A 21,042-nucleotide genomic window follows, 5' to 3' on the forward strand; every position below is an offset into this window, starting at 1 on the left:
CTACACCGTCCTGATGCGCGGGTTGATGAGCAGGTAGAGCATGTCAACCACGATGTTGATGATGATGAAGGCAAGAGCAACGACGATGACGACGCCCTGAACCAGGTTCGCCTCGTTGCCCTGAACGCCCTGCAGAATCGCAGTACCCATGCCGGGGAGGTTGAAGATGACCTCGATGACGACGGCGCCGCCCATAAGGTAGCCGATCTTAAGACCGAGGGTGGTGACCGGGGTGATCAGCGCGTTGCGCAAAACGTTGATGCCGACGACGACCTTCTCGGGAACGCCGGCGCCACGGGCCATGCGGACATAGTCCTTATCGAGCTCCTCGACCATGGCCGTACGCACGATACGAGTCATCTGACCCGTCAGCGGGAATGCCAGGGCGATGGCGGGCATGATCATACGTCCCAGATAGCCAGCCGGGTTGGTGGTGAAGTGAGGCAGAGCACCGGACGCCGGGAGCACCTTAAGGTAGGAAGAGAACAGCAGAATCAACAGAACGGCAAGCCAGAACGACGGGGTTGCCAGGCCGGCGATGGAAAAGACGCGGATCACTTGGTCCGGCCATTTATCGCGGTACAGTGCCGCGATGACGCCGAGCAAAAACGAGACGACCGCGCCGATGGCAAGACCGATGAAGGTCAGCTGCATCGTGACGGGCAGGGCCGTGGAGATGCGCTTGGCAACGGAGTTGCGAGCAGCACCATAGGTGCCCATGTCACCATGGATCAAATCGCCCATGTAGCGCACGTAGCGCACGGGCCAGGGGTCGTCCAGACCATACTTCTCATGGTACTCGGCAACCGCCTCGGGCGAGGCACCGTCACCCAACGCCGTATAGGCGGGGTCGGTCTTGGAGAACGACATAAGGAAGAACACCAGGACGGTGACGCCCAATGCCATGATCGGCAGCGCCACGAGACGCCTTCCAATCAAACGTAGAAAGTTGTTCACGTTCTCTCCCCTTTCTTTTGTCGGTAGGACCAACTGGTATATGAGTATGGATACTCATTACAAGACCCGAGCGACATCGAGGTCGCCCGGGTCTTTGTTTCAACTATGAGGACGTTGCCTTACGACCGACGCCCCACATATGACTCAAGCGAGTCTTAGGCCTTGACGGTCGCGACGCCCCTGAAGGACATGCTCGTCGTGCCGATGCCCTTGAAGCCATCGAGGGCCTCGCCGTTGGGCGCGGTGGACGGATCGTCCCAGGAAGCGGAAACGGTCTTGACGTGGACAACGGGGTACAGAACAGCGTTGTCGGCGATGATGTCGAAGCACTCGTTCCACTTCTTCTGCTGCTCGTCGCCCTCGGCGGCAAGAGCCTCGTCCATGAGACCGTGGAGCTTCGCCCACTCAGCGGAATCCTTCCACGGGCAACGGGTCTGCATCCAGACGTTGTCGCCATACCACCAGTTGAGCAGCAGGTCGGGGTCGGCGCCGAAGCAGGACGGATCGCCAGGAGCGAGAAGGATATCGTAGGCCTCGCCGCCGTCGATGGCAGCGTAGGTGGCCGGCGAGGTATCGGTCTGGATGGTCACATCGAAGCCGAGGGCGTCGAGGTCGTTCTTGACCTGAGCGGCCATGCCCTTGATCTGCTCGTTGTCGGTGGTGCGCAGGGTGATGGCGCCCGGGGTGATGCCAGACTCTTCGATGAGCTTCTTGGCCTTCTTGGCGTCAGTCTTGTACACCGTGGAAGCCTCATGATAGTTGGTGAAGCTCTTGGGCAGGTAGCAGCTGGCAGCGGTGGCAAGGCCGGCGAAGGTGTTGGTGATCATCTTCTCGGTGTCGAGCGCGTACATGACGGCCTGACGGACCTTGACGTTGTTCCAAGGCTCCTTGGCGACGTTGAACATGATGAAGCGGGTGCCGAAACCCTGAACGTTATCGATCTTGCAGCCAGCGCTCTCGAGCTGGTCGACGGCGTCAGCGGTGACGAGCTCCATAACGAGCGTGGAGCCCTCCTGCTGAGCGGTAACGCGAGCGGTGGGGTCGGTCAGGATGCTGTACTGGATCTTCTTATCCTCGGCAGCATACTCACCGTTGTACTCGGGGTTGGGAACCAGGGTGATCTCGGTATCGGAGATAGAGTCGTACATCCAGGGGCCGGAACCGATCGGCTGCTTGGCGCGATCCTCCTCGGCCTGGGTGGCCGGGGTAACACGGATGATGGCCAGACGATCCTTGAGCAAGGAGAAGTTGGGGACCTTGGTCTTGACCGTTACAGTGCTGGCGTCCTTGGCCTCGATGGACTCGAAGGGCTGGAAGAACGGAGCGTAGGTAGCAGAAGCGGCGCAAGCGGTGTAGGAAGCGACGACGTCGTCAGCAGTGACCTCGGTGCCATCGGAGAACTTTGCGCCCTTGCGGATGGTGACCTCGAAGGTAGTGTCGTCCACGGACTTGGGATCGTCGGTGGCGAGCTCGTTGAAGGTGCTGTAGTCGTGGTAATCGATGCCGTAGAGGCCCTCGATGACGTGCCAGTTAGCACCCAGGCCCACAGCGGAGCCGGTGCTGGCGGGGTCGAAGCTGGACGGAGCGTAAGCGGAACCAGCGGTGATCACGCCGCCGCCACGGTTGGCGGAATCAGTGGAACCGGAAGCGGAACCTTCGTCGCTAGAGCTGCCACCGCAGCCAGTGAGACCAAGCCCTGCGACAGCAGCGACGCTGCCGGTGAGGCCGAGGAACGAACGCCTGGACATACCCTTGTTGATGATGGCCATGTCTTCTCCTATCAATAGAGAATCTTACCCGGGAGCACCTAGACTTGCCCCCGCGCAACTTGCGGACGATATATACCTTACCTACCGACGAACCCAACTGAGGTGCCGCGCTCGGCGACCGATACATACATACGCTTGAACGGTATTTACTACCGTTCACCGAATTCATTGACAAATGATTCGACAGACAGTATGTATCGACGAGGTGAGATATCAGTCTTCGTCAACCCGCAGGATAGCAGTGTTGTTCACCATGGCTAGTCAAACGTTTTAGCGTTAATAAAACCCGAAATCGGCAGGTAATCACCGCGAAACAAATGATTGAAAATTGACCAATCATGTATATCAGTTGTTTAGAAGCGCGTTTAGTTTTCGGATCGGTTGGCCGATGCCTGGGCGCGCTCGGCATTCCATGCAACAAGTGCCTCGTGGACCGCTTTGGCGACATCGGCCGGAACGCCTCGAACTTCTGCAATCTCCTGCTCGCTTGCCGCGCGCAAACGCTTCATCGAACCAAAATGGCGCATAATGGCACGTTTTCTGGTGGGCCCCACACCCGGAACGTCGTCAAGCACCGAAACCGTCATAGCCTTATCGCGCAACTCGCGGTGGAACGTAATCGCAAATCGGTGGGATTCATCGCGAACCTGCTTGATCAGATAAAGCGAAGCGGAGCCGGTCGGCAGCACGACGGGAGTCTCGTCCCACGGCACGAAAACCTCCTCATCGGCCTTTGCCAAGCCACAAACTGGTATATCGAGGCCGAGTGCCTCGAGTTGCTTAATTGCAGCGGTCAATTGCGGCTTGCCGCCATCGACTACGAGCAAATCGGGGCGCGAGCCAAAGCGCTCGTCCGCCATGCGCTCGGGAGCATAGCGACGCCCCAGAACCTCGGACATCGATACGAAGTCGTTCGCCTCGTCCAATTCGGCCTGAATTTTAAAGCGACGATACTGGCCCTTGTCAGCACGGCCGTTGGTAAATACCACCATCGAAGCGACGGTAAAGGTGCCGTGCAACGTCGAGATATCGAAGCACTCGATGCGCAACGGCGGCGCAGGCAGCGCCAGCGCGCTTTCGAGCTCCAGGAGCGCCTGATTGGTGCGATCGTCAGCATACCCCGTGCGCATCATGTAGCGCATGAGGGCATGGCGCGCATTTTTAGAAGCCATGTCGAGCAGGCGGTGCTTTTCGCCGCGCTGCGGCCTATGGAGATGGCAAGAGCGTTCGCGCTTGCCCGCAAGCCACTCCCCCAACGCTTCGGCATCCTCAAGCTCGACAGAGAGATTGATCTCGGCTGGAATATCAGCCGTCTCGTCGTAATAGCGCTTAAGAAAGCCAGATTGAAGCTCTTCCTCATCGACATCCAGGCCTTTATCGAGGATGAACTCACAAGTTCGAACCGTTCGGCCCTCGCGAACGACAAAGACACAGGCGGCAGAGATAGTCTCTTCTCGATAGAAGCCGATGACGTCGATATCGACGCTTGACGGAAAAACGACCTGTTGGCGATCGTCCAGGCCCCTAATGACTTCCAGGCGACGCTTGACGCGCGCCGCACGCTCAAAATCGAGCGTCTCGGCTGCCTCCGTCATCTCGGACGTAAGCTCGTCGACGACATCCTTGCGATGGCCCGACAAGAAACGTTCGACACGCTTGACGTTCTTGGCATAGTCGGCAGGCGAAATCGCGCCGACGCATGCGCCCGGTCCGCGCCCGACATGGTAGTCAAAGCAGGGACGCCCGTTTTGCGCGCAAATCATATTGACGATGTCTTCTTCGCCCTTATGAGATTCGACGATGCGGCGGCAGCGGCGCCATTCCGCACAGGATGCCGAGCAAATAGGAATAACCTTGCGTAGCGTATCGATGGTCTCACGCGCCGCACGGCTATCGGTATAGGGGCCAAAATAGCGCGTTCCCGGTTTATGACGCTCTCGCGTGTATTTAATAGCCGGAAACAAGTCGCTCTTGGTAATGGCGATAAAGGGATAGCTTTTATCGTCTTTGAGATCGACGTTAAAGTACGGATGGTACTGGCCAATCAGATTGCGCTCGAGCACCAATGCCTCGTGCTCGGTCTCCACCACGATATAGTCGAAGCTCGCCACCAGCTGCATCATGAGCGGAATCTTTTGACGCTCGTCCTGCAGCGTCACGTATTGACGCATACGGGCACGCAAGTTTTTTGCCTTGCCCACATAGATGACATCGCCCTTGGCATCTTTCCAAAGGTAGCAGCCGGGTTGCGTGGGAACGCGCGAAACCTGTTCGGCAAGTGTTGGAATGTTGTCGTGACCTGCCACATGCACCTACTTGCGACGAAGCAGCGCCGAGACCTCGGGCATCTTAAAGACGAAGGCAAGGCCAAAAGTCACGGCGAGCGAGACGACGCCTGCAACACAAACGTAGCCCAGGGTAATAAGGATCGAACTGCCAAGCATTCCGACAAAGTGCTCAAGTGCCCACATGACGCCGACGCCCGCGGCAGCGCCCAAGCCACCGAACAACAGGCCGAAGAAACCGCCATGTAGGATAGACTTGACCTGAAGGCCATGCAGACGACGGCGCAGCCACCACAGTGAGCATCCGACCAAGACCACGTAGTCAACGACGTACGAAAGCGCAATTGCCGGCATACCGTAGCCCAGTACCACGCCAAACAGCAGCACCGAACCGGCCTGACCGATAGCGGAGTACAGGCAATAGCGGCTATATGGTTTCATATCGAGCAGGGCCGAGAAGCTCTTCTGCATCAGCACGACCACGCCGTAGAGCGGCAGGGAAAGTGCCAGATAGATAAGGAACTCCGACACCAGCGCCACACCGGATTCATCGAACTTGCCGGCGCAGTAGATCATGTTGAGAGGACGGGCGAAGACGATCAGGTACATCGCAAACGGAATCAGGAAGAAGAGCATCTGGGCGACACCGCGCGAAATGCCCGTGCGGACGCTGTCGTAATCCTTCTCCTGCGCATCGTGAGAGAGTTCGGTATAGAGTGCCGTCGAAAGCGAGGCGGCGATCAGCGCATAGGGCAGCGTGTACCACAGGCGCGCATATGCGATGACGGAAGGGCCGGTCTCGGGCTGCACCACCAGCGCGGCGGCATTGGTAATGGAGGTCGAGACAAACATGCACACCGTGGCGAGCAGCGTCGGGATACCAAGCGCAATCGTCTGTCGCAGCGCGGGGTCCTTAAAGTCGATATGGATATGAGGATGCACGCCATGCTTGCCGAGCGCGGGAATCTGGCAGGCCATCTGGACAAAGACGCCGAGGGTCGTACCGGCTGCGATCAAGATAATGCCGACCCGCTCGCCAAATTGTGCAGACACGGGAGCAAAGCCCATAAAGCTGGCGATGACGATGACGTTGTTGAGAACCGGGGCAAACGTCGACCAGAAGTAGTCGCGGTGTGCGTTGAGAACACCCGAGAACACCGAGCCCAAGCCATAAAACAGAATTTGGATAGCAAAGAAGCGGAACATGAACGCAGCGGTATCCATGCTGTCGCCATTACCCGAAAGGAACGACTGCGTCCAAATAAAGCCGGGAGCAAACACGGTGCCCAGCAGCGAGATGCCGCCCAGCACCAGAAGCAGAATACCGAGCAGGTTGCCGACATACTCGTTCGATGCCTCGCGGCCCTGCTCGCGCCTCACGCCCATATAAACCGGCAAAAACGCCGTAACGAGCATGCCGCCCATCACGAGCTCGTAGAGCATGTTGGGCAGGTTGTTGGCAACCTGATAGGAGGACGAGAGCAGCGACATGCCGATGGCGGCCGCCATGGCCCACGTGCGGATAAACCCGGTGACGCGCGACACGATGGTCAGCACGGTCATGAGGCCAGCAGAACGACCAACCGTGGAGTAGTCCGAAGAACCCATATCGTCTACGTCGTCCTGAGAGTCCTCATGAACCTCATCTTGTGGCAGCAAATCGTCCACGACGGCAAAGGAGCCGGTCATCGCAAAGGGATCGTCAACCAAAACGGCGTCATCAGCAGGTGCGGCGTCATCGCTGTTCGGCATGTTGTTACCGGATACGGCATCATCATCGAATATGACATGGTCGCCAAACACCGTGTCAACTTCTTTGGCGGCGACGGTTCGGGCAGAAAACGACAGAGGGTCCCAGTCGTCATCACCGTCGATGGCCACGCCCTCGACGGGATCGGTCGAACCAAGCGGCGACCATTCGTCATCCGAAAGAAGCGGCTCGTCATCATCATGAACCGCGGGCTTGGCGGAACGAGCGACAGGAGCGCTCTGCGGCGTGCTCTTTCCCTGGGCTGCCATCAAAAACACCGCCGTCTCATCGGGACGCGGCACACGAGGAGCCTCGGAGGCGACCGGCGTCACGCTGGCGCTCGATTGAGCGGCGGCCAAAAAGACAGCCGTCTCATCGGGACGAGCCGAAGAAAGAACCGTACGGGGAAGCGCCGTGCCGGCACCGGCGGCACGCAAGTACACGGCCGTCTCGCCCGGGTCAGCGGCAGCGGACCAGGCGTTTCGAATCTCGTTATCGAACGAAGCAGCCTCGGGCGCGGGCGCCTGAGGAGCCGACCCTTTTGCAAAGTGAGCTCCGCGCTTTGATTCTTCCTGCGGCATCGCTCAGTCCTCTCTCGTGATCGGGGCAACCGTCGCCCCGCAAAATGCAACTAAGTCATCGGGAGCAAGCTCAAGCTGATAGCCGCGCTTGCCACCCGAGATAAAAATGGTATCCCAAAGGACGCATGTCTCATCGATCAGCGTCCGGAAGCGCTTTTTCATACCGACCGGGCTGCAACCGCCGCGGACATACCCCGTCGCGGCAAGCAAATCTTTGACATGCATCATGGTCAGCGACTTTTCGCCTGCGGCGCGCGCGGCGGCCTTGAGGTCGAGCTCGTCGGCAACGGGAATGCAGCACACGACATGGTCGTTGGACGGCGTCGTGCAGACCAGGGTCTTAAATCCCTGACCGGGCTCCTCGCCAAGCTGCTCGGAAATCGCGACGCCCAGACCTGACGATTCATCGCCATCGTCTTCGTACGTATGGAGAACATAGGAGATGCCGGCGCTTTCCAGCTCGCGCATCGCATTGGTTTTCGGCGTCTTAACAGCCTTTGCCATGGCACATCCTTTCCCTCGCAGAGCGACGCAAGGATTAAGTATAGGGCCAATTCCGCCGCATATGCCATCTCGACACACAGAAGCGCCACCGAATCAGAAGGAATCGGTGGCGCTTCGGTACTACAACGTCTCTTTACTGTACGTCGAGCTGCGCCTGACGCTCACGGTCACGCTTGAGCAGCGGCGCCAAGAACTTGCCCGTGTAGCTCTGCGAACATGCCGCGACTTGCTCCGGCGTGCCTGAGACCACGACGGTTCCGCCGCCATTGCCGCCTTCGGGGCCCATATCGATCAGGCGGTCGGCAACCTTGATGACATCAAGGTTGTGCTCGATCACCAGAACCGTGTTGCCCGCATCGACCAGGCGCTGCAAAACGTCGAGCAGCTGGCGAACATCCTCAAAATGAAGGCCGGTTGTAGGCTCGTCCAAAATGTAGAACGTCTTACCTGTCTGACGACGATGAAGCTCCTTGGCGAGCTTCACGCGCTGCGCCTCGCCGCCCGAAAGCGTCGTAGCGGGCTGGCCCAAGCTCACGTAGCCCAGACCCACGTCATATAGGGTCTGCAGTTTGCGCTTAATCTGCGGGATATTCCCAAAGAAAGCCAGTGCTTCGGTGACACTCATGTCGAGCACGTCCGAGATCGTCTTGCCGCGGTAGGTAACCTCGAGTGTCTCGCGGTTATAACGCTTGCCGCCACATACCTCACAGGGGACATAGATATCGGGAAGGAAGTGCATCTCGATCTTGATCTGGCCATCGCCCTTGCACGCCTCGCAGCGACCGCCGCTTACGTTAAAGGAGAAACGTCCCGGCGAGTAGCCGCGCGCCTTCGACTCCGGCGTGCTTGCAAATAGCGCACGCAGATCATCCCACAAGCCAATATAGGTCGCAGGGTTCGAACGCGGCGTGCGACCGATCGGCGACTGGTCGATATCGATTACCTTATCGATGCACTCGATGCCCTCAATCTTCTTGTACGGCCCCACGGGACGCGTCGAACGATGGATGGCATTCGTAAGCGCGGGCGCAATCGTATCGGTGACCAGGGAGCTCTTGCCCGATCCCGAAACACCGGTAACGACTGTGAGCGTACCGAACTCAATCTTGGCGGTAACGTTTTTGAGGTTGTTAGCGCGGGCGCCCGTGATCTTAAGACAGCCGCGGCCGGGCTTGCGGCGCTCATCGGGCACGCGGATCATCCGCTTGCCGGTCAAATAAGCACCCGTCATGGAATCGGGGCACGCCATGATATCGGCAGGCGTTCCCGCGGCGACCACGTGTCCGCCGTTAACGCCCGCGCCGGGACCCATATCGATCACGTAGTCGGCAGCGCGAATAGTATCTTCGTCGTGCTCGACGACGATAACGGTATTACCGATATCGCGCAAGCGCTCGAGCGTCTTGATCAGGCGCTCGTTGTCGCGTTGGTGAAGGCCGATCGACGGCTCGTCCAGAATGTACAGAACGCCCATGAGGCCGGCGCCGATCTGCGTTGCCAGGCGAATGCGCTGTGCCTCACCGCCGGAAAGCGTCGCCGAGGCGCGATCGAGCGTCAGATAGTCGAGTCCGACATCGACCAGAAAACGAAGGCGCTCCAGGATTTCCTTGACGATGCGACCGCCGATAAACTGCTGACGCTCGGTAAGCTCCAGGCCCTCAAAAAACTCGAGCGACTCACGACACGACAGGCAGCAGACGTCGTAAATGGACTTGCCGCCCACGGTGACGGCAAGCATCTCGGGACGCAGGCGAGCACCATGACAGCTCGAGCATGGCTCTTCGCGAATGTATTTCTCCAAGCGAGTCCTGGTGTTCTCGTTCGTCGTCTCGTTGTAGCGCTCGTACAGGATGTTGCGCACACCCGAGAACTTAGTGTCCCACTGGCTGCGACGCCCATCGAGCTTTTGATAGTCGACCGAAATCTTCGTGTCGCCCATGCCATCCAAAAACGCACGACGCACCCGCGGGGGCAGGTCCTCCCATGGCGTATCGGCACTCACCTTAAAGTGTTTGCAGACCGCGGCAAAAATCTGCGGATAATAGTTGGAATTGCCGAACAGGCTGCCAAAGACTCCGTCGGCAATCGACTTTGAGGGGTCTTCAATCAGTGCCTCGGCATCGACTGTCTTTTTAAAGCCCAGGCCGTCGCACTCGGGACATGCACCATAGGGCGCGTTGAACGAGAAATCGCGCGGCTGTAGGTCGTCGATGGAATGCCCGTGCTCCGGGCACGCCAGCGCCAGCGAATACTCCAGCAGCTCGCCCTCGGTTCCCTCGGGAGCGTCGCGGTCGAGCAGCATGTACACGCTCACGTTACCGTGCGCCAGTGCCGTCGCCTGCTCAACGGACTCGGCAATGCGACCCAGGGAGTTCTCTCGAATCACGATACGGTCAACCACGACCTCAATGTCGTGTTTGAACTTCTTGTCCAGGTCGATAGGGTCGTCAAGCGAGCGCACCTCGCCGTCGACGCGCACACGGCTAAAGCCCTCCGCACGCAGGTCCTCAAACAGCTTGGCGTATTCGCCCTTGCGTCCACGAACCACCGGCGCCAACACAAACGCGCGGCGGCCCTCCCCCGCCGCCAGCACCTTGTCGGCGACCTGATCGGTCGTCTGACGCTCAATGACACGACCGCACTCAGGACAGTGCGGCGTTCCCACGCGAGCAAACAGCAGACGCAGATAGTCATAAATCTCGGTTACGGTGCCCACCGTCGAGCGTGGGTTTTTGGACGTCGTCTTCTGATCGATCGACACAGCCGGCGACAGACCGTCAATCGAGTCCAGATCGGGCTTGTCCATCTGGCCCAAAAACTGACGCGCATAGCTCGAAAGGCTCTCGACGTAACGGCGCTGGCCCTCGGCATAGATGGTATCGAACGCCAGTGAGCTCTTGCCCGATCCGGAAAGACCGGTTATGACCACGAGCTGGTCACGCGGAATGGAAACATCGATATCGCGCAGGTTATGCTCGCGCGCGCCGCGAATAACGATAGAAGAATCAGACATGGAAGCTCCTTGCCTCCTACAACTTCAAATCACACTGACGATGAGTTTAGCGCACTCGACGCGCACAGATGTTCGTAATACAAGATTCGCAGACCTTTTGCTTTGCGTATCGGGTGCTTTGTTTCTCGAAATGCCGGGAAAAGGTTACAGTAATCTAATAATGAACTTAATTTGCTGTAACAGAGGAACGTCCATGACCGAAGATATCCCCCTTGAAATCACTTCGAGTGACATGGCCAATCTGCCCATATTCATCGCCGTCCTTATCGTGGCCGCTGTCATCGCACGCATATGCGTTTCAGTCAAACGAAAGGAACAGCCGCCTGTTTTTCGCGCCCTTTGGTGCGCGACGCTCCTCATCCCGCTCGGCATGGTAGCTGCATGGATTACGAATCAATTGCTCGTAAATGAGGACAGTTCCCTATGGGTCCTTTCTTATTCGGCACTCGGTGCTGCCGCCGTCATACTTCTTGTCGAGCCCTTGGTTTCGGGACTTATCGACCAAACCGATCTTGCGACGGGAACGGTTGCCTGTATTTGCCGTGACATCCTTGTCATCGCCGCTGTTTCAGCGCTCTCGTTCGTTTCACTCGAAATTGCCTGCAACGAAACGTTCTATCGCATTCCCGCCAACTCATTCGGGTTTTCCGTCGGGCTGCTCGCGACGGTTCTACTCTCCCTTTATTTGCTGGGACAGCGTCATGGAGGCGTCATGACCCTCGTGCCCATCATCTGTTGCATCCTTGGCATTGCCGAGCACTTCGTCATAACGTTTAAAGGCGAAGCCATCCTGCCAAGCGATATCTTGGCCCTTGGCACCGCAATGGAGGTGAGCGAGGGATACGAGTTTACCTTTACCGCCGGAATCGTAACCTCTCTCGCCCTGCTGGAGATTTCCCTGGGGCTTCTTTCGCTTATCCGACCGCGAAAGCTCCGTACGTCCACCCATGTCTTCCCCGCAATCGCCGCTAACCTCTGCGCTTTTCTGCTAGTGACCGTTGTGGGGCTTTCGGGCTTTTCCAGCATCGACTTGGAGCAGGCGCTGGATTTTGGATTTGACCGTTGGCAGCCCATCACCACATATGCGTCTCAGGGTTTTATCACTTCGTTCACCGAAATGGTCAACGAGTTGCCCATTGAGAAGCCCGAAGACTATACGCCCGATGAGGCGCAGAGCATCGAGCAGGAGCTCGCCGCCGCCTACGACAGCACGTATGGCTCGAGCGAGCAGCGCGCGGCTGCCGTTGCCCAGTTCAATGAAATCAAGCCAACGATTGTTGCCGTCATGAACGAGAGTTTTAGCGACCTTTCGTGCTTTGAGCAGCTCCAGGCGGCCGGGTACACCGGCCCCGCATTCTACAACTCGCTTCCCGACACACTTGTTCGCGGCACCATGCTCGCTTCGGTCACCGGTGGCGGAACGGCAAACTCCGAATTCGAATTTTTGACCGGAGCGACAACGGCCTTTGTCGGATTAGGCAAGATCCCCTATCAGCTGTATCAGATGAATGGCGTCAACAGCCTGGCAAAGGACCTTAAAGAGCTTGGGTATACCGCTACCGCTATGCACCCGCAAAACCCCGTCAACTACCATCGAGATAAAATCTATCAGCAGTTGGGCTTTGGAGACTTTCTTTCAATCGGCGATTTCGAAGGTGCGCCCTGTTACCATGCCGGCGTATGCGACTACGCCACCTACGACAAGATACTCGACCTGCTTAGAACCGACGAAGCGCCGCAGTTCATCTTTGACGTCACGATGCAAAATCACGGCGGCTACGACTATGGCACCGTTCCCGCCGAAGAGCTGACAAACTATTGGGTCGAGGGAGCCAGTGAGGGCGCCAATAGCGCGCTCAACACCTATCTCACCTGCATCAACGCATCCGACCGGGACCTCGAGTACTTTATCAACGAGCTCCGCAATATCGGCAGACCGGTTGTTCTTGTCTTTTTTGGCGACCATCAGCCGAGCGCCGCAACGACTCTCAACGACGAGCTGTACCCTCAGGAAGACACGGCAAGCCACGCTTACCGTGTCTATCAGTCGACCTATTTCGTCTGGGCTAACTATGAAATCGCCGGCAATACCGAGCTCAACGTCTACGACACCGTCGGGGCAAACGAGATTGCAGCCATTACCCTTAATAAGATCGGCGCCCCGCTCACCGACTATCAAAAGGCCCTGCTTGCAACAAGGTCAGATGTGCCCACCATCAATGTCGCTGGCTATCTCGGTGCCGACGGGCTGCGCTACGACTTGGAATCTGAAGACAGCCCCTACACCTCGACGATCGACAAGCTGCAGCGCATGCAATACCTCGAGTTCGCCAGCAAAGTTCAGTAAGCCCGCCCATTCGCTTGGGTCCATCGTATTGCAAGCACGCTCGGCCCAAATGCATCGCAAATGACTCCCGCTCGCAAACGAGGGTACAATGACGCTCGTGTCACACCGCGGGGCTCAGGCCCCAACATATACAAAGGAGTCAAACATGGGTTGCGAGCACGCACAGGCAGCCGGCGGGCAAACGTCGCCGTCGCAATTTGAGGAGAATACGCTGTCCGAGGTCAAGCGCGTTATCGCCGTGCTTTCCGGTAAGGGCGGCGTCGGCAAGTCATTCGTCACCGGCGCCATCGCCACCGAGCTTGCCCGCCACGGTCACAAGGTCGGCGTCCTCGATGCCGATATTACCGGCCCCTCTATCCCTAAGATGTTCGGCATGAGCGGACGTCACGTCCATGCTCTCGGCAACCTTATGCTGCCCGAAATCTCCGAGCACGGCGTCAAGGTTATGAGCTCTAACCTGCTGCTCCAAAACGAAACCGACCCCGTCCTCTGGCGCGGTCCGGTTATCGCGGGTGCCATCAGGCAGTTCTGGAGCGAAACCTCATGGGGCCCCATCGACTACCTGCTGGTCGACATGCCTCCGGGAACGGGCGACGTTGCCCTCACTGTCTTCCAGTCGCTGCCCGTCGATGGCATCGTCATCGTCACGAGCCCGCAAGATCTAGTCTCGATGATCGTCGCCAAGGCGGTCAACATGGCCGAGAAGATGAACGTTCCCATTCTGGGAATCGTCGAAAACATGAGCTATATCGAGTGCCCCGATTGCGGCAAGAAGATTGAAGTCTTTGGCAAGAGCAAGCTCCCCGAGGTCGCCGAGCGCTACAACCTCGAGATCCTAGGGCAGCTTCCCATCAATCCGGCACTCGCCGAGGCTTGCGATAAGGGCGAGGTTGAGACCGCATTGCCCGACGGTATGCTGCCCCAGGCCGTCTCCGCCGTCGAGGCCATTGCCCCGCACGAGACCGCCGAGGCCTAAGTGAACACAAACGCCTCCTATGACGTCTTGGTGATCGGCGGCGGGGCCTCGGGTCTCGCCGCCGCCATTACGGCCGCACGCGCAGGCAAAAGCGTCTGCATCGTTGAGCGCGATGTTGCCTGCGGCCTTAAACTCCTTGCGACCGGCAACGGCCGCTGCAACCTTTCCAACGAATCAATTGATTTCCAGCGGTACAACCACCCCGCATTCGTCGAATCCGTCATGAGTCCCCGGCCCGAGCAAGAGCTCGGCAGTTTCTTCTCCTCGCTGGGCATCATGACGACCTCCGAGGAGGGCCGGCTGTATCCGCGCTCCCTTCGTGCCGAATCGGTGCGCGATGCGCTTCTCAACGCTTGCAATCACCTGGGTATCACCTTGATCTGTGGAGCAAACGTTGCCTCGGCATTCAAAGCCCCCGAGGGCTGGACACTCCAAATAGACCGTCCTGCGCGAGCACTCAAGGCAAAAAAGCACGACGACCGAAAAACGGAGGTCCGCTCACTTCGGAAGGCGCTCGCCGACACCCCTCGCAAGAACGAGACGCTGCAGGCAAAGGCCGTAATTATCGCTACGGGCGGCAGCCCCGCCGGCATCGCGAAGACGTTCAATCTTTCCCTCACACCGCAGCGCCCCGTCCTCTGCCCCGTGTCGGCATCGGTCTTCGGCGACCAGACTGCGCTCAAGACGCTGGATGGCCTGCGCGTCCGCGCCCGTTTGACGCTCACCCGCAATCACGAGGAGCTCTGGCGCGAAGACGGCGAAGTGCTCTTCCGAACCTTTGGCATCTCGGGCGTTGCCGCCTTTAACCTCTCCCGTCGCGTCCAGCGCGGCGACACGATTCTGCTCGACGTTTTCCCCGACCTCTCCAAAGACGAGTTGCTCGATATGCTCAGCCAGCGAGTTGCGTTGCTCGGCGGCTTTTCACCCCGCGACCCCCGCTGGCTCGACGGCATGCTCGCCCCGCAGTTCTCTCACGTTGTCTGCACCGCATTCGAACAGTGCCACCCCGGGTCGCACGACGTCATCCATCTGGTCTCAATCCTCAAGCACTTTAAGATGCTCGTCGAGGGAACGACAGAGGAGCGTTCGGCTCAGGTCACGCGCGGCGGCGTGCCCATCGAGAGCGTCTCAGCTCCCAACCTCTGCGTGAGCAACGCGGCAGGCGCCCCACTTTACATCTGTGGCGAGGCGCTCGACATCGATGCCGATTGCGGCGGTTTCAACCTTGCGTGGGCTTGGATCTCGGGTATTCGCGCTGCAAGCAGCCTATAGCCGCGCAGTCTATAATCAAAACGCATTCGGGCCGTCTGGGACACCGGGCGGCCTCTTTCTTGCATCTAAGGAGACCTCGATGATCGAAATCACCCAAGTCCACGCGTCACTCGATGAGGCAGGCGACGAAGCCGCCTGCCTTGCTATTGGCAGACGCGCCGTCAAACGAGCCCTGCGATGCGAGGATTCCCAGATTAAAGCCATTGAGCTCCATCGCAAGTCAATCGACGCCCGTAAAAAGCGAGATGTCCATTTTATTTTGAGCTTTCGAGTTGAGTTGACAAGCTCCCGACTCGAGCAGGAGGTGGTCGACCGCGTCGCCGAGCGCGACCGCTCGCGCATCCGCATGGTAGACGGCGAGGCTCCTTCATTCCCCAACCCTGTCCCGAATGCACCCAAGGGGCGTCCCGTCGTTGTCGGCGCCGGTTGCGCCGGTCTCTTCGCCGCCCTGACCCTTGCCGAAGCGGGCCTTAAACCCCTGCTCATCGAGCGCGGCGACCCCGCGCTTCGCCGCTCGGAAGCGATTGATCTCTTTCTTAAGGAGCGTATCCTCGACCCCGAAAGCAATATCCAATTTGGCCTGGGCGGCGCAGGGACCTTCTCGGACGGCAAGCTCAACACGGGAACCAAGAATCCCGCCCATCGACTGATTCTTGAGACCTTCGTCGAAGCGGGCTCACCTCGTGACATCCTGTGGGACGCCAAGCCGCACATTGGCTCCGACATCCTCCCCACCGTCGTCACCAACATTTCTCAGCGCATCGAGCGGCTCGGTGGAACCGTCCGCTATCGAACAAAGCTCGTCGATATTCGAACCGATGGATCTGGCGCCATCACCGGCATCGATGTCCAACCGCCCCAAGAAACCACAAGCGAGACAATCGCCACAAAGCACCTCATTCTCGCCTGCGGCCATTCCGCCCGCGACGTATTCGAGCTTCTCAAAGAACATAACGTTGCCCTCGCGCAAAAGACCTTTGCCATGGGCGTGCGCATCGAGCATCCACAGCGCGACATCGACCGTGCCCAATATGGCCCCTCGGCGGGGCACCCGGCACTCGGAGCAGCCCCCTACAAGCTTGTCGCCCATCTCCCCAACGGCCGCAGCGTGTTCTCATTTTGCATGTGCCCCGGCGGACAGGTTGTCGCGGCTTCTTCCGAGCAGGGCCATCTGTGCGTCAACGGTGCCAGCCTCAATGCCCGCGACGGGCGTAACGCAAATGCCGCCTTACTCGTCAACGTCACACCTGACGACCTTCCCGGCGATGATCCGCTCGCAGGCATTGAGCTCCAGCGCGCCTGTGAGCGAGCCGCCTATCGCCTGGGTGGCTCTAACTGGAACGCGCCGGCACAGCTCGTCGGAGATTTCCTTGCTAGACGCGCCAGCACGGCACCCGGAAAGGTAAAACCAACCTATCCACTTGGCGTGACCTGGACGGCGATCGACGATGCCCTCCCGCAGCATATCGTCGAATCGCTTCGTTTGGGAATCCCCCTGCTCGGTAAGAAACTGCGCGGCTATGACCGCCCCGATGCGGTCCTCACTGGCGTGGAGACACGCTCGAGCTCCCCGGTCACCGTCACCCGCGATCGAACATGCCACGCCACGTCGACCCCGGGCCTTTACCCTTGCGGCGAGGGTGCCGGATATGCCGGCGGCATCATGAGTGCCGCCACCGACGGCATCCGTTGCGCTGAGGCGCTGATAGCAGACCTCTAGTGCACGAACTCTCGCGTCCGAACGACACAGGCCCCGAGCTCCACAGGGAACTCGGGGCCTGTTCACTACTTCCTGAATCGTGCACCCTGGCGTTTTCTGCCCGAAGCAAAGGTAGAGCCCTTGCGAGCCTGCGAACGCAAACGCTCAATCGTTTCGTCCTCAGATGCGCCCTCAAGCATCGCCCGAATCTGAACGACGGCATCGCGCAGACGCGCCGCCTCCTCAAAGTCCATGGCGGCGGAAGCGTTACGCATGTCTTCCTCCATGGTCTCGACGATCCGCACGAGCTCGTCATGCGGTAGCCCTTCCAGCTGCTCGGCAAGCGTTTGCTCGGGTGCTGCCGTCTCCGGCGCGGCGCCCTCGCCGTTTTCGTCGGGTGTATAGAACGCACCGTGACCCAGCGAATTGCCTCTCGAGCGTCCCTTCGAGCCCACAGTCTTTTCGGCCTCGGCAATAAAGCTCGAAATGTCGTTAATGGCCTTGCGGACCGTCTTGGGCACAATGCCATGCTCTTCGTTATATGCCATCTGAATCTCGCGACGGCGCTGCGTCTCCTCGATGGCTTCTTTCATCGAATCGGTCATAACGTCTGCATACATGATGACCTCGCCGTCGGCATTACGGGCCGCACGGCCAATCGTCTGAATCAACGAACGGCGGTTACGCAAGAAGCCTTCCTTGTCAGCGTCGAGAATTGCCACCAGCGAGACCTCGGGAAGGTCTAGACCCTCGCGGAGCAGGTTGATGCCAACGAGAACATCAATCTTTCCCTCGCGCAGCGTTCGCAGAATCTCGACGCGGTCCATCGTCGCTGTATCGGAGTGCATGTAATTGACCTTAATGCCGGCATCAAGAAGATGGTCGGTCAGGTCCTCGGCCATGCGCTTGGTGAGCGTGGTCACCAGCACGCGCTCCTTACGCGCCACGCGCTCGCGAATCTCGTCCTCAAGATCGTCAATCTGCCCACGAACCGGACGCACATCGATCTTGGGGTCGAGCAGGCCAGTCGGACGAATAATCTGCTCAACGTCGTTCTGGCTAACCCGCAGCTCATAGTCGCCCGGCGTGGCCGAAACGTAGATGAACTGGGGAATCCTCGCCTCAAACTCATCGAAACGAAGCGGGCGGTTATCGAGTGCCGAAGGAAGACGAAAACCATGCTCCACCAGCGTCACCTTACGCGAGCGATCGCCTTCGTGCATGCCGCGGATCTGCGGCACCGTTACATGGCTCTCGTCGATGATACAGAGCATGTCCTTAGGAAAGTAATCGATCAGGGTAAACGGCGGCTCGCCCGGTTTTCGACCGTCCAGATGACGCGAGTAGTTCTCGATGCCGTTACAAAAACCCATGGTCTCGAGCATCTCGAGATCATAGTCGGTGCGCTGCTGCAGACGCTGCGCCTCGAGCAGCTTATCAGTCGCCTTGAGCTCGGCCACACGCTTCTCGCACTCTACGCTGATTGATTTCAGAGCCGCTTTGACCTTAGGCTTCTCAGTCACGTAGTGCGAGGCCGGCCACACGGGAATGGCCTCGTACTCACGCAGCATCTCGCCGGTGACCTCGTCGATCTCGGCAATCAGCTCGACCTCGTCGCCAAAGAACTCAAACCGCAACGGATGCTCGGCATAGGGCGGATACACGTCGACGACATCGCCGCGCACGCGGAAGGTGCCACGTGCCAAATCATAGTCATTGCGATCGTACTGGATATCGATAAGCGCATGGATAAAGTCATCGCGCTCGAGCGGCACCTTCTTGTCGACGTTCGGAGCTAGGCCCGCATAGTCCTCGGGGGAGCCAATGCCATAGATACACGAGACCGATGCGACGACGATCACATCGCGTCGAGATAGCAGCGATGCCGTCGCCTGATGGCGCAGCATCTCGACCTCTTCGTTAATCGAGGAGTCTTTCTCGATATACGTATCGCTTTGCGGCACATATGCCTCGGGCTGATAGTAATCGTAGTACGACACAAAATAGACCACGGCGTTGTTAGGGAAGAATTCCTTGAGCTCGCTCGCGAGCTGAGCGGCAAGCGTTTTATTGGGAGCCATGACCAGCGTCGGCTTCCCCAAGGCCTCAATAGTCTTAGCCATCGTGAAGGTCTTGCCCGAACCAGTCACGCCCAGCAAAACCTGATAGCGATCTCCGTCCCTCACACCCTGCACAAGCGACTCAATGGCATTAGGCTGGGAACCAGCGGGCTCGTATGGAGACACGACCTCAAACGGCACCTCAGAGCCCTCAACGCCAAAACGTTTGAGCTCTCCTCCAACACGCTCAACTTCAAATTCCGCCATGGATACTCCTAACTCATATATCTGCAGTATACGCAGGCGGCAGGCATAGTCCTATACGAACCGATCGGGATAGAGGGTCTTGTAGCGAACCCAGGCATTATTGACACGAATCAGATACGCCTGCGTCTCGGGAAAGGTGATTGCATTATGAAGCGACGTGCTCTGCTGCGCCCATCCGTCGACATTGCCCATGCCGGCGTTATAGGCGGCAATGGCACTGTCAGTCGACCCGTTAAAATACGTCAGAAGATACGAAAGATACGCACAGCCAAACTCGATGTTCGTAGCGGGATCGTTAAGGTCGCCGGCTGAATACTCGCTGCCATCGACAAGACCCTTGGCAATCATATCCTGGGCAGTCTCGGGCATCAGCTGCATCAATCCCTGTGCGCCTTGATTCGACTCGGCCTCGGGATCCCAATTCGATTCCGACTTTATGACAGCACACACCAGATACGGATCAAGATTGTGCGAAATGCTCGATTGCTTTACGTACGCCTCGTAGTCAATTGGATACAAAGGCTTAAAGAAGGCGGCAGGGGCATACGAGTAGACGAGCGAAATAAGGCCGAAGACGAACACGACGGCAAGTGGCGCCACGCGATACCACGTAAAGAAACGTGTCTTAGGCATCGGCCTCATCCTTATCCACTACATCCCCGAAGCCATGGCGCGCAAGCCATGCGTCCAGTTGTTCAAAGAGCGAGTTATCGCCTGCCGCATTATCGATTACCGTCGTAGCGAGATTGCAAAGCGAAGCCTCATCAGGTTGGCATGCAGAGCGCGCATCAAAATCAGAAGACTCCATACCACGATGAATGGCACGCTCACGACGAACTGCTAAAGGAGCGCTGATAGCCAGAATTTCATCAGCCAGGCCAAAAGCATCCTCAAAACCAGTCGGGGCAGAAACCTCGACAACCGCAAAGGGGTAACGGGGGGACGAAACCGTGCAGCAAACCGGATCAAGAAGCCTCAGTGACAGCTGTTCGATGAGAACCGGGTGAACGATGCCATTGAGCCGCGCAACTGTATCAGGAGAGGCGAAAGCTCGAGCAGCGAGGACATTGCGGCGAATGCCGCCCTCCCCGTCCAGAATGTCCCAACCGAATTCTTCCGCGAGAGCATTGACGATATCGGAGCCTGGCACATAAAGCGATTTGGCAAGCTCATCCAGATCGATAAGCATGGCGCCATGAGATTCGAGATAGCGGCAGGCAGTCGACTTACCCGAAGCAATATTGCCCAAGACAAAAACGGTAAACATCAAGTCCTCCCTAACGCCAATGGGAGTTATTATCGCGCAAATACAAAAGAAGGACTCAAAATACAGCCAAACAGTAAGACAAGCTAAACGAAAGCGAGTGCTTGTATTACAACTCTCTATCAAACGCAAAAAAGGGGGAGGCCGCGAGGCCTCCCCCTTCTTCAAGTCGATCGACGGCTCGGTGCCGTCCACCGGTCAGCGGCGCCCTGGCCTCCCATGGGCTGACCCCGCAGTACTCTCGGCGCGATGGGGCTTAGCTTCCGGGTTCGGAACGGGACCGGGCGTGCCCCCCATG

The 21,042-nt window shown here is 58.4% G+C and carries 13 protein-coding genes and 1 rRNA gene; 4 read left to right on the top strand and 10 right to left on the bottom strand.

The genetic code is table 11. The features are described from left to right. From AAA069_RS09290 to uvrA, 6 genes are all read right to left on the bottom strand, one after another. Entirely contained in the window at nt 1-957 is a 957-nt protein-coding gene (locus AAA069_RS09290) for an ABC transporter permease (protein WP_022094871.1), read from the bottom strand. A gap of 155 nt (nt 958-1,112) precedes the next feature. After that, the gene (locus AAA069_RS09295; protein WP_117848731.1) at nt 1,113-2,726 is read right to left on the bottom strand and encodes an ABC transporter substrate-binding protein; all 1,614 of its coding nucleotides are present in this window, start codon (nt 2,724-2,726) and stop codon (nt 1,113-1,115) included. A gap of 365 nt (nt 2,727-3,091) precedes the next feature. Further along, nucleotides 3,092-5,032 carry an excinuclease ABC subunit UvrC gene (gene uvrC, locus AAA069_RS09300; protein ID WP_338400634.1) on the bottom strand — a complete coding sequence of 647 codons (1,941 nt, stop codon included), beginning with the start codon at nt 5,030-5,032 and terminating at the stop codon, nt 3,092-3,094. 6 nt (nt 5,033-5,038) lie between these two features. After that, nucleotides 5,039-7,342 carry a murein biosynthesis integral membrane protein MurJ gene (gene murJ, locus AAA069_RS09305; protein ID WP_349128190.1) on the bottom strand — a complete coding sequence of 768 codons (2,304 nt, stop codon included), beginning with the start codon at nt 7,340-7,342 and terminating at the stop codon, nt 5,039-5,041. A gap of 3 nt (nt 7,343-7,345) precedes the next feature. Further along, on the bottom strand, nt 7,346-7,846 hold the full coding sequence (gene ybaK / locus AAA069_RS09310; RefSeq protein WP_138375029.1) for a Cys-tRNA(Pro) deacylase: 501 nt from the start codon (nt 7,844-7,846) through the stop codon (nt 7,346-7,348). A gap of 133 nt (nt 7,847-7,979) precedes the next feature. Next, entirely contained in the window at nt 7,980-10,859 is a 2,880-nt protein-coding gene (gene uvrA / locus AAA069_RS09315) for an excinuclease ABC subunit UvrA (RefSeq protein ID WP_349128191.1), read from the bottom strand. On the opposite strand from uvrA, the gene AAA069_RS09320 reads away from it, so the two are divergent. The 4 genes from AAA069_RS09320 to AAA069_RS09335 all read left to right on the top strand — a co-directional run bounded on the left by AAA069_RS09320 (nt 10,858) and on the right by AAA069_RS09335 (nt 17,174). After that, a complete protein-coding gene (locus AAA069_RS09320) occupies nt 10,858-13,206 on the top strand; it encodes a sulfatase-like hydrolase/transferase (protein WP_349128192.1) in 2,349 nt (782 codons plus the stop codon). The genes uvrA and AAA069_RS09320 overlap by 2 nt on opposite strands. A gap of 145 nt (nt 13,207-13,351) precedes the next feature. Further along, nucleotides 13,352-14,182 carry an Mrp/NBP35 family ATP-binding protein gene (locus tag AAA069_RS09325; protein WP_346977318.1) on the top strand — a complete coding sequence of 277 codons (831 nt, stop codon included), beginning with the start codon at nt 13,352-13,354 and terminating at the stop codon, nt 14,180-14,182. Further along, a complete protein-coding gene (locus AAA069_RS09330; protein ID WP_349128193.1) occupies nt 14,183-15,454 on the top strand; it encodes an NAD(P)/FAD-dependent oxidoreductase in 1,272 nt (423 codons plus the stop codon). A 79-nt stretch (nt 15,455-15,533) separates the two neighbouring features. Beyond that, complete coding sequence (locus AAA069_RS09335) at nt 15,534-17,174, top strand: FAD-dependent protein (RefSeq protein ID WP_349128194.1); 1,641 nt, start codon at nt 15,534-15,536, stop codon at nt 17,172-17,174. A 65-nt stretch (nt 17,175-17,239) separates the two neighbouring features. Here the strand turns inward: AAA069_RS09335 and uvrB are convergent, their stop codons facing one another. The 4 genes from uvrB to rrf all read right to left on the bottom strand — a co-directional run. Next, the gene (uvrB, locus tag AAA069_RS09340) at nt 17,240-19,480 is read right to left on the bottom strand and encodes an excinuclease ABC subunit UvrB (RefSeq protein WP_349128195.1); all 2,241 of its coding nucleotides are present in this window, start codon (nt 19,478-19,480) and stop codon (nt 17,240-17,242) included. 51 nt (nt 19,481-19,531) lie between these two features. Then, nucleotides 19,532-20,113, bottom strand: a complete 582-nt coding sequence (locus AAA069_RS09345; protein ID WP_349128196.1) for a lytic transglycosylase domain-containing protein — start codon at nt 20,111-20,113, stop codon at nt 19,532-19,534. Beyond that, nucleotides 20,106-20,747: a dephospho-CoA kinase gene (gene coaE, locus AAA069_RS09350; RefSeq protein WP_349128197.1), complete on the bottom strand. Its 642-nt coding sequence runs from the start codon at nt 20,745-20,747 to the stop codon at nt 20,106-20,108. The genes AAA069_RS09345 and coaE overlap by 8 nt, the downstream gene beginning before the upstream one ends. A 193-nt stretch (nt 20,748-20,940) precedes the next feature. Further along, nucleotides 20,941-21,042 (bottom strand): 5S ribosomal RNA (gene rrf, locus AAA069_RS09355); the annotation flags it as partial.

The sequence above is a fragment of the Collinsella sp. CLA-SR-H006 genome (assembly GCF_040097075.1).
GTDB lineage: Bacteria > Actinomycetota > Coriobacteriia > Coriobacteriales > Coriobacteriaceae > Collinsella.